The following is a 10552-nucleotide window of genomic DNA, read 5'->3' as shown; positions in this document are numbered from 1 at the left end:
GGCTGTGCCCTTCCTCCTGGCGGGGTTTGGGGCGGAGCCCCAATAAAATCTTTCTATCCAATTTTTTTTATCCGGGAGTGAATAGGCAGCTTCTGAGTGATTGGGGAGGCGATGAAGATTTACTGGGGTACGTTCTGGAGCATGGTGTCGGCAGTGGTGGCGTCGGCTGTGCTTGCAGGGTGTTTCTTCTGGATGATGGCTGTGACAGCGGCAGATGACGTGCATCCGCATTGCGGGCGGGATTTTCGGGCCGAGGCGTGGCTGGCTTTCCGGGAGGGTGTCTGGGGGCGTCACCTGGCACAATATCCGGGATATGAACCTCCCGGTCCCCTGGAAGTCTGCCAGGAAGCGGCAGGCAATCCCCATGTGGTCAACAATCTGGGGAAAGGACAAATTCACCTGCCATATTTGCATGACGCCGAAAAACGGCTGTCGTTGGCCCATGAATATCTCCATTGGGCATTCCGGCACCATCCCGTGGCCCGGAACGAAATATGGATCGAGGATATGGCCCGGGTTTTGGCATTGGGAGAGGAAGAGCGATGAAACGCATGCCGATTGGGTTGGTGGCCCTGCTCTGGCTGGCTTTGGGAACCATTGGCCAGGGGAGAGGAAGAGCGATGAAACGCATGCTGATTGGGTTGGTGGCCCTGCTCTGGCTGGCTTTGGGAACCATTGGCCAAGCCAATGAAGAGGTGGCTGACCACCCCATCATTCTGGAAGCACCCCTGGGTGGGTGGCGCAACTCCTTTGGCGAAGAGGTTGCCTATACCCAGGTGGTGCGTTATCCCGCCTCTTTTGTCAACACCGAAGAGCCTGCTGACGAAGCGGGCCGGAGGAGGCAACAAACAGCCCTGATTCGTGGCTCCATCGGCCAGGCACCCAAGATTGACAAAACCCCCGGGGGCGTGCAACCCGGGCGCACCCCAAGCGGTCAGAATCCGCCCCACATGCTGATTGTCAACGGTGTACCCATGCCGCTGTTGCTCCATGACGGGAACAGGTTCAGTCGTCCCTACTTTTTCGGGACCGGCTCCAACAGTGTGGAAATTCGTTCTCCCGACCGTTCTGCCGTGGTGCGGCGGCAGTTTTACGAGGCCTACAACGAAAAACTGCGTCCCCGTTTGCGCATTGTGTTGGCCTGGGACAGCAACGCCACCGACATCGATCTTCACGTCATCACCCCCAAGGGGGAGCATTGCTTTTACGCCAACCGGGTCATCGCCAGCGGCGGGGCCTTGGATGTGGATGTCACCACGGGATATGGTCCGGAAATATTCGCCCATCCGGCCCCACCGCCCGGGAATTATCTGGTTTATGTCAACTATTATGGTGGCGGATGGCGGTCCGGGAAACAGGGCAACGCCCCGGTCACCGTGGCCACCATCACTGTGGTCAGCGAGGAAGGCACCCCCGACGAAAAGCTGCAAACCCACACCATTCCCATGCGCCGTCCCGGCGAGCTGGTCGAGGTGGCCAGGTTTGTCTACTGAAAAGCCGGGACTGGATTCATGGCATCGATCTGCGTGGCGGCCACCCTTTTTCCTGGCTGTCTTTGCGCCGTTTGTAAATCAGCCAGCCGTTCAACCCAAACCCAGGTTGGGGTTTTGCAATATCTGGAATATCTCGTCCAGGGTCCCGTTTCCCAGGAGAGTGGTCAGTAGATGAAGGGCATAGATGATCAAGGCCGTCAGCAGGAGGAGCAGCGTGGTCAGGATCCATTTGCTGCGCCGACTGAAGCAGGGCGAGAACAACAACTGGGGAATGGCCAGGGGTCCCACCAGCGCAATACAGACCCAGACGCACAAAGGCCGTAAATACCAGGGTGCGTGCGGGGATGTGTCTGGTGATGGTGTGGTCGGGGAAGTAGGCATGGTCATGGGTTTGCTACCGGATTTCAGACCTGGTTGGTTGTTTTTACTTCCAGGCACATGAAGCCTGATTCAATATTGAACACAAACTTTGCATGAGATTTCACATCGGTTTGCGGCTTGCAATCCGCTTGAGAAATCGACAGGATTTCGGAAATTGTTTCTGGAAGAAACATTTTGTACGAGCCGTGAAGATAAACATCACGTGATACAGATCAACGTAAACTTTCCATCCATGGAGAAACAGCCGTTGATGCCACTTTCCCCGGAACAACAGAACACCCAGTCCGAATTCATGGTCGGTGACGAAAAATTGGTATTCATCCTCATGTTCCTGGAGAAAATCTTCTATTGCCGTGAGTACACCATTGCGGGGTCCTCCCTCTGACAATGCATTGAACAGGTGGGGATTTACGCCACCTTCCACCAGTTCCGACTGGCTTTTGACCATCCCTTTTTTGGCGTATGGCAAGCGGAACGCTTCGGGAATGGTTTCCGGCAGAAAATACATGTCGCGGCGTCCATAAGGCCAGGCAGCATCGTGCAAAAGGATTGTTCCTCCCTCGCGCAACAAGTGATGTTTCCGGATCATGGCCAATTCTTGATGTACGGTATACCAGTTGTGATCGCCATCCAGGAGGATGCAGTCGAATATTTTGGTTATTTTTGGAAAAAATTCAAGGCTCAATCCTTTGTGGATGATAATCCGAGGATTATTTTCAAATCGTTGTTCCAGATGGATCGCATGACCTATGCAGGGGTCGATGACGTGAATGGTCGAGATGGATGGCAGCTCCAATAAAGCTGCCGTATTGTGACCGGCCTCGGCCCCCACTTCCAGAACCAGTTGGTAGCCATGGGCTTTCATGTAGGGCTTCACAAAAAAGTTTCTGAAATTAAACATGTCAATATTCTTCTGTCCTGTCCCCTCAGGTCAAAGCAAGCACACCTCCCGATCCAATTCTTTGTTTAAATTTTGCTTAAAAGCGTTATGCAAGTCAAGTATTTTGTTGTCATAATCAGATAACCATTGAATCAAATTTTATCGGGAAATTATTATTTATTTCGGAGTTCCAACTCTTCCCAACGGGCATACAATATGACCAGTTCTTTTTCCAGTATTTCCAGACGCTGGTTGGCAGCCCGGATCACCTCTTTTTCCTGCCGGAAAAAGGCCGGATCGGCCATGTTTTGATGCAGGGTGGCTTGTTCGCTTTCCAGAGCTTCGATGCGGGCCGGCAGGGACTCCAGCTCGCGTATCTCCTTGAAACCCAGTTTGCGTGGCGCAGATCGTTCCCGTGCCCCGGCAGCCGGAGCAGGGGTTGTCTGCGGGGAGGAGGCGGGGGAGGGCGGTTTGCTTGAAACGGCAGGCGAGGGGGGAGGCGGACGTTGTTGCAGCCAGTCGGAATACCCCCCGACATATTCCTGAATCTCGCCGTTGTCTCCAAAAACGAGCAAACTGGTGACAACATTGTCCAGGAAGGTCCGGTCGTGGCTGACCAGGAGAACCGTGCCGGAAAATTCCAGCAGACGTTCTTCCAGGAGGTCGAGGGTTTCGACATCGAGATCATTGGTGGGTTCGTCCAGGACCAGAAGATTGGCCGGCTGGGCAAAGAGCCGGGCCAGGAGCAGACGATTGCGTTCCCCGCCGGAAAGAATCCTGACCGGGGAGCGCGCCCGGTCCGGGGTGAACAGAAAGTCCCCCAGATAACCGATGATATGCCGGGACCCCTCGGCGGTGTCGATGCGTTCCCGACCGTGGGCCACGTTGTCGGCGACGCTGGCCAGGTCGTCGAGCTGGGAGCGGTTTTGATCGAAGTAGGCCACTTCCAGGCGCGTTCCCTGACGAACCTGGCCTTGATCCGGAACCAGATGCCCCAGAAGAATTTGCAGCAGGGTGGTCTTGCCACACCCGTTGGGACCGATGATGCCCACTTTTTCGCCGCGCAGAATGAGCGTGGAAAAATTGCGGATACAGGGAATCCCCTGGTAGCCGTAGTGAATGTTTTCTGTTTCCACCACCAGTTTTCCGGAACGTTGGGCCTCCTGGATGATCATGCGGGCCTGACCGACCCGCTCGATGCGGGCTTGACGCTGGCGACGCAGGCGGTACAAATTTTCCACCCGTCCCTGATTGCGGGTTCGTCGGGCCTGGATTCCCTGGCGAATCCAGCGTTCTTCCTGGGCCAGTTTCTTGTCAAACTCTTCCTGTTGGCGAACTTCGGTTTCCAGTGCGGCCTGTTTGCGGCGCAGATAGTCGTCATAACTCCCCGGCCAGGAGAACAACCGACCGCGGTCCAATTCCACGATACGGGTCGCCAGACGCCGCAACAGGGCACGGTCATGGGTAATGAACAGTACGCCGCCGCGAAAATCCGCCAACACCTCTTCCAGGCGTTCGATGGCCGGCAGATCGAGATGGTTGGTGGGTTCGTCCAGGAGCAGCAGATCCGGTTCCGGGGCCAGGGCACGGGCCAGCAGCACCCGGCGCTTCATGCCCCCGGAAAGCGTGGCAAACGAACCTGCACCATCCAGACCGAGTCGGGCCAGGGCCATGACCACCCGCTGGTGATCCTGCCAGGCCTCGCCATGATCCTGTTCTGCCTGCTCGCCGCTCCTGCCCAGACCGGCGACCACGATATCGAAGACGCTTCCTTCCAGGTTGGTGGGCACCTCCTGGGGCAGGCGCGTGATGCGCATGCCTGGCTGTCGCACCACAATTCCGGTATCGGGCAGCAGCTCGCCGGAAATGATGCGCATCAAGGTGGTTTTGCCAGCCCCGTTACGCCCCACGAGACAGACCCGTTCACCCCGTTCCAGGGGAAGATCCACCCCATCAAGCAGTGCGCCACCACCAAAACCGAGACAACAATTTTGAACATGCACCAGGGCCATGGGTTTTCATTCCAAAATCAACAATTCAAAAAGAGAAGGCATGAAAAGGACGGTTCAGAGAGGCAGATGCAGAAAAAAAGTACTCCCTTGCTGGCGGCCAAGGCTTTCGACCCGAATGTGTCCACCATGCAGTTCCACCAGACTGCGGGTCAGCGAGAGACCGACACCGCAACCGGCATAGGGAATGGCCTCACGCTCTTCAATCTCTTCGAATGGTTCGAAAATACGTTGAATCTCTTCCGGAGTCAGACCGATGCCGGTATCGGAGACCGTGATTTCCAGGAGGGATTTATTCTCCATCTCTCCGGCCTCGATCCGCCTTGCATGCAGGTGAATCTTTCCCCTTTCCGGGGTGTATTTGATGGCATTGGACAACAAGGCATGCATGACCCGGGAGATGAGATTTTCATCCATGGGGGCATACTCCGGGGCCAGGGACCAGTTGCCGGTCAAAAGAATCTCTTTTTCCTCGGCCTCTTCACAGGCTTCGGCCAGGCGTTCGGCCAGGAATTCGGCGACCACAACCTGGGAAAGCGTCAGGTTGATCTCGCCCCGGGCAAAGTTGGCCCAGTTGAGAATATCGTCGATCAGGGAGAGCAGATGGTGACCACTGCGGTGGACATCCCGCAGAAAGTCGTCCTGAAGTGTGGTCAAAGGTCCGGTATTTTGATCCAGCAGCAGGGTGGTCAGGCCGATGATGGCATTGAGGGGGGTCCGCAATTCATGGCTCATGCTGGCCAGGAAGCGGTTTTTGGCGCGGGTGCCGGTTTCGGCGCGCTCCTTGGCCAGCAGCAGCTCCTGTTCCAGGCGTTTGCGTTCGGTCACCTCCCGGAACGTGGCCACCAGGACGGGTTCCTGTTCTTTCCAGTTGACCCTCACGCTCCGCAGTTCGGCGATACGGGGGGGGTGACCGGCACGGGAGATGGTGACTTCGGTGCTGACCTCACCGGGCAGGTGAAAACCCAGGTGGGTTCCAACAAGTTCGGCCCTGGTTTTGCCGAGGAGGCGCTCTGCGGCGGGATTGGCATAGAGGATGGCACCATCCGGCTGCATGACAACGATGCCATCCGGGTTCTGTTCCACGAGGGGCACGCAACATCCAGATTCCAGCGGCGAGAGATCGCGGATGATTCCGTCACTCATGGTGTGTTGTCTCCGCTTTGCCCGTCACGCATGGTTGTCTGTCTCCGCTGGTGGTTTGCAGGGTTTGGGGCGACCTTTTTCCGGACCCGGGTGTGGAAGGTGCCTGGAGATCGGTCAGACCGTACAGACGGATCTTGCCATGCAGGGATTGACGGGTAATACCGAGCAACTGCGCGGCCCGGATCCGATTGCCGCCGGTCTCGGCGAGGGTTCTGCGGATGAGCTGAGTTTCCATTTCCCGGCGATTTTCCGCCAGGGAAAAAGTGGCGGGCGCAGAGGTCGGGGGATGAGCCGCATGCCCCGACTGGCTGGGGACAACAGGGTCCAGGATGCGCCGCGAGCAATGCTCCAGACGCAGGGTACCCCCTTCCGGGGCCAGGGCCACCAGGCGCTCGATTTCATGTTGCAGTTGCCGAACATTGCCGGGCCAGTCGTAACTCTCGAACCGGTCCAGGGTTTCTGCCGCAAAACCCGTCACCTGTTTTTTGAATTTCTGGCAGGTTCGTTCCAGGAATATGTGCGACAGGGGCACGATGTCATCCTGGCGTTCCCGGAGGGGAGGAACGGCAATTTCGACAGAAAAAAGTCGGAAAAACAAGTCTTCCCGAAATCTGCCCTTGGCCACCTCTTCCCGCAGATCACGATAGGAGGCACTGATCAGGCGAAAATCGTAGGAACGCAAGCGGTTGCTGCCGACCCGTGACCCCTCCCGTTCCTGAATGGCCCGCAAAAATTTGGGTTGGATGGAAAGCGGCATGTCGGCAATTTCATCCAGGAACAGGGTTCCCTCGCCTGCCTCTTCGAAGCGCCCGATCCGGCTGGCGTGGGCACCGGTGAAGGCCCCTTTTTCGTGACCAAAAAATTCACTTTCCATCAGATGCTCGGGAATCGAAGAGCAGTTGACGGCCACAAACGGACCCTTTTGCCGTTCGCTGCTGCGATGAATGATCTGGGCAATCACCTCCTTGCCGGTACCGCTTTCACCGGTGATGAATACGTTGACCGGTACGGCGCTGACCTTGTGGACCAGGTTGAGCAGATCGCGCATTTTCTGGCTGCGGGTGATGATTTCCACATCCTCGAAGCGCTGCTGACGAAACAGGTCCATGTTGTCACGCACCTGGTTGGTAATCTCCAGAATATCCCGGTTGAGGGTGGAAATTTCCAGCACGAAGGCCAGGTAACGGGCCGCCTCCTTCACGAGCGGCTGGTCACCTGGCGTGAATGGTTTTCCGGCATGACGATTGCGGATTTCGATGCAGCCCAGAATATCCAGACCTGCCAGGCTGAGGATGGGCGTACAGATGAGTGAATGGACCGGCGGTCCCGCATCTGCCCCCCCGTCGGCATGCAGGGGAGGGACCGGGCCGTTGTGTAGCACTGTCTTGCCGGTGGTCAAGACCTGGTCGGTCACACTGCCGGTCGCCGGTGTGACCACAACACCGTGGGGCTGGTCCGTGGTGTGACAACGCCAGATACGCACACCGCCTGGTTCGGTGTGATGAATCCGGCACCACGCTGCATCGAGCAAAGCCGGCAACAAACGGGCAAACAGACCCAAAAGGGACTCCTGGTCACGGGTGGTCCAGGCCTGATTGACCTGATCCAGCCGCTCCTGGAGAAGTTGCAAACGTTTGTAAACCGACTGTGGCTGCATGGAAAAATCCTGTCCGATGACCAATCCGATTGACTGTCAAAATAATTTTTCGATAGCACGGATTGATTTGTTTTTCAATTGATCATCCACAATTCCCTCCCGGTTTCCGAAAAATTTTTTGACTGAAGAGACGGATTGGCAATTTTTTGTCGGACCGCATGCTTCCCGGCGGGGGACTGTGTTTGTCAACATAATGAATTTTATAGAGTTCACATGAAAAAACGAGGGTGGAATCGATCTTGCTAATGCCTTTTTACGCCGGTTATCTGTGTTGAACACCAATTTTGTCGTGCCATGGATCGGGACGTCACGGGCAGAGAAAAAGGAATGGAAAGTTCCTTGAGGCTTGAGAAAGGAGCCGTTTGATGATCCGCATTGCCGTCACCCTGGCATTCATGCTGTTGTTGCCTTGTCGGGCCATGGCCGGTACGTTCGATGACATCCGCGAGGGGGACAGACTGGCCTTGCATGGACGGTTGGAAGAGGCCATCGACCGCTACACCTGGGCCATCATGGACGCGACCAATCTGGAAAATGCCAACCTGACCCCGCAGGTCCTCTCCACGGTGCATCGCCGCCGGGGTTGGGTCTATGCCCAGAAAGGGGTGTTTCGCATGGCCCTGGACGATTTGAATGAGTCCCTGCGCCTCAATCCACGGGATTCCCTGGCCCTGGGTTACCGCATCCGGGTCCTGGAAAAACTGGGACTGCACAACCAGGCCTGGTCGGATATCCAGGAAAAACGCCGGGTCCTGGGCCGCCTGGAAAATGACAAAAACCCCGGTCGGGTGTTGATTCCCTGAACACCGGCAGAGGTTCTGGCGCATGATGGCCTTCTTCCTTGGCCTTGCCGGAGCGCCATTCTCGCAAGGTATTGAATCGTGGCATATCTGCTTCGGTCAGAACTTTGCGCCAGGACACATCGCGCACGTTGGCATGATTCTTCTGGCTTGGCACGATAGTTTTGCTTCCATCGGCCAAATGATACACGACCACCAACGCCAAATGCGGCACTCCAACAAGACCCGTTCGCAGCATGATGATTCGAGATTACCAAATGGTTTGCAAACCAGGGATATTCTGCACCGACACCACCTCCAAGGCCATGGCAGTGATTATGTCGTTCATGTAGCGCACAGCATCCACGTTTTGTCGTAATCGTCCCTTGGAAAACAGCATGGCAATTTCCCACAGACTGATGTCAGAGCATGCCAAATTGCCATCCCTCAGTCCCTGTGCCATGGCAACCTGGGCTGATGCACCAAGCTTATGCGGTGCATCAGCCCAAAACAGCAATACATGGGTGTCACAGATGATCCGCATCCGAGTTCCATCCGGAATCTTCAAGAGGATTTAAAATATCCCCAATGATGACTGTCCCTTGAATGAGAGCCAGTCGTTTCCTGGCTGCATCGACATCATTCTGCTCAGGAGCGAGACGAGCGAAGACACGGCCATGGGAGGCAATTTTGATGACCTCCCCATGTTCAACCCGCTTCAGGTAGCCCGGTAAATTTTCTTGAAACTCGACAGCATCGATTTGCAACATTGAATTTTACCTCTGGAAACAATCTGAAACGAACACAATTCGTCCAGTCCGACATCCATGTTACCAGTAAATGTGTCATGCATGCATGGCAATAATCTTGAGTGAGATTAGTTTATGTAGCGTTTTTATAGATTTCTGACCGCCTGACCCTTCTGATTGACTCGTCCTGCCTGATTCCGGGCATTGTGGTGGAGCTTCATTGCGGATTTTAGTGGACTGGAGAGGTAAACTCCTGGACAATCCGGGCATGGAGGAGCCGTTTCCGGGTGTCCCATGTGTCGCATCAGCGGATTTCAAGCACGGGATATCGGGGTCTCTTCTCTCGAAACAGCTCTTTGAAATTTGAAACCTATGCAGCGCTGAGGCAATTATGCCTCGGACAGGGTGAAAACAAGGGAGTAGTGGCTCTTGGATGGTGGTGCAACAAAAACCTGCTGGCACTGTCTGGTCGGCGCAACGCTGAAAATGTTGTTGGAGCCCGTCGGCATTGAAGTGCGTTCAGAAGTCCAGGTCGTCGCTCTTCCGCCCAAGGCAGACTTGATCCTGATTCAGCGCCAGGAGGGTGGTTGGACGGAGGCACAGCGTCTGCTCCTGGCTGACGGATTGCGGGATCTCGATGCAGACCATATTCTGATTGAAATCAAGGTCACCGAAAGCCTGCATGAAGGTGTTCTGTCCCAGATCACGGTCTATGACACCTTGTACCTGGAAACTGCCCGTTTGGAGCGGCAGCAGTTGCGAAGCGTCGTTATCAGTTCCACAACTCCCCAGCCTGGTTTTCTCGAACGATTTGTTTTTGAACCTGTTGGGCCAACTGGTGTTTATGAAAGCAGACCACGATGGGGTGGTGCCATCCGTTTGATTCTGCTGAACGAACTGGCGGATGCAGCCCAGAACGCGCCTTTGAAGTGTTTCTCCAGTCGGCATGAGGAGCGAAAAAAGGCGTTCGAGACGATCAAACATGCAGGGTTGTTCAGGATTTCCGTTGCGTTTGAACGAACTGTTGCCGGTTTAAGGAGATTGCTCATGAAGGGTTCATTGCATGATCCAGAAATGGAAGGGGTCACGCCCGAGGACGTTTCCCGGCTTGGGAAGGAGTGGCTTGATTGGTTGGTAGACGTAACACCCGATGAGGCGCTCGCGTCTATGCCAAAATTTGAGCGTATCATTGTGCAAAAACAACTTGATAGCCGTCAAAAAGAAAGGGCTGATGTACTGCTTCGGATCTTGTATCGCCGTTTCTCCGACCTGCCATTCTGGGTTGAGTCCAAGGTCCTTGCCGCCAATCTGGACACCCTGGATGCATGGATAGACCGGGCAATTGATGCACGCTCACTGAACGACGTTTTTGGTGACAAGACAACCAGCGGAACAACGTGATCACAACATGTTGAATCGTATCATGTTACCGTTCAGCGTCGTGCTTCACAGGCAAGG

General features: G+C 55.4%; 11 protein-coding genes. 4 read left to right on the top strand and 7 right to left on the bottom strand.

What is annotated here, in order from left to right; translation table 11 throughout:
• The first annotated feature begins 111 nt into the window (after positions 1–111).
• The gene (locus HQL65_03055; GenBank protein ID MBF0135191.1) at positions 112–546 is read left to right on the top strand and encodes a DUF2300 domain-containing protein; all 435 of its coding nucleotides are present in this window, start codon (positions 112–114) and stop codon (positions 544–546) included.
• An 83-nt stretch (positions 547–629) separates the two neighbouring features.
• Complete coding sequence (locus HQL65_03050; protein ID MBF0135190.1) at positions 630–1493, top strand: DUF2135 domain-containing protein; 864 nt, start codon at positions 630–632, stop codon at positions 1491–1493.
• Positions 1494–1583: 90 nt separating this feature from the next.
• On the opposite strand, the gene HQL65_03045 is transcribed toward HQL65_03050, so the two are convergent.
• From HQL65_03045 to HQL65_03025, 5 genes are all read right to left on the bottom strand, one after another.
• Complete coding sequence (locus tag HQL65_03045; protein MBF0135189.1) at positions 1584–1880, bottom strand: hypothetical protein; 297 nt, start codon at positions 1878–1880, stop codon at positions 1584–1586.
• 94 nt (positions 1881–1974) lie between these two features.
• Positions 1975–2775 (bottom strand): class I SAM-dependent methyltransferase, encoded by an 801-nt coding sequence (locus HQL65_03040; GenBank protein ID MBF0135188.1) that lies wholly within the window; start codon positions 2773–2775, stop codon positions 1975–1977.
• 152 nt (positions 2776–2927) lie between these two features.
• Complete coding sequence (locus HQL65_03035; GenBank protein ID MBF0135187.1) at positions 2928–4766, bottom strand: ATP-binding cassette domain-containing protein; 1839 nt, start codon at positions 4764–4766, stop codon at positions 2928–2930.
• 54 nt (positions 4767–4820) lie between these two features.
• Positions 4821–5909, bottom strand: a complete 1089-nt coding sequence (locus HQL65_03030; protein ID MBF0135186.1) for a PAS domain S-box protein — start codon at positions 5907–5909, stop codon at positions 4821–4823.
• A complete protein-coding gene (locus HQL65_03025; protein MBF0135185.1) occupies positions 5902–7566 on the bottom strand; it encodes a sigma-54-dependent Fis family transcriptional regulator in 1665 nt (554 codons plus the stop codon). Before HQL65_03025 ends, HQL65_03030 begins: the two co-directional genes overlap by 8 nt.
• A 365-nt stretch (positions 7567–7931) precedes the next feature.
• Here HQL65_03025 and HQL65_03020 point away from each other — a divergent pair, with 365 nt between their 5' ends.
• Positions 7932–8369: a hypothetical protein gene (locus tag HQL65_03020; protein ID MBF0135184.1), complete on the top strand. Its 438-nt coding sequence runs from the start codon at positions 7932–7934 to the stop codon at positions 8367–8369.
• Positions 8370–8616: 247 nt separating this feature from the next.
• Here HQL65_03020 and HQL65_03015 read toward each other — a convergent pair whose 3' ends face one another.
• Together HQL65_03015 and HQL65_03010 are read right to left on the bottom strand one after the other, a co-directional pair.
• Positions 8617–8913 carry a hypothetical protein gene (locus tag HQL65_03015; GenBank protein MBF0135183.1) on the bottom strand — a complete coding sequence of 99 codons (297 nt, stop codon included), beginning with the start codon at positions 8911–8913 and terminating at the stop codon, positions 8617–8619.
• Positions 8873–9115 (bottom strand): type II toxin-antitoxin system prevent-host-death family antitoxin, encoded by a 243-nt coding sequence (locus HQL65_03010; GenBank protein MBF0135182.1) that lies wholly within the window; start codon positions 9113–9115, stop codon positions 8873–8875. Before HQL65_03010 ends, HQL65_03015 begins: the two co-directional genes overlap by 41 nt.
• A gap of 408 nt (positions 9116–9523) precedes the next feature.
• On the opposite strand from HQL65_03010, the gene HQL65_03005 reads away from it, so the two are divergent.
• On the top strand, positions 9524–10495 hold the full coding sequence (locus HQL65_03005) for a hypothetical protein (GenBank protein ID MBF0135181.1): 972 nt from the start codon (positions 9524–9526) through the stop codon (positions 10493–10495).
• The last annotated feature ends 57 nt before the right edge of the window (positions 10496–10552 follow it).

It is taken from the genome of Magnetococcales bacterium (assembly GCA_015228935.1).
In the GTDB taxonomy this organism is placed as follows: Bacteria; Pseudomonadota; Magnetococcia; order Magnetococcales; family DC0425bin3; genus HA3dbin3.
Note: the sequence above shows the minus strand (reverse complement) of the source record. Positions and strands in the feature narration are given on the sequence as shown.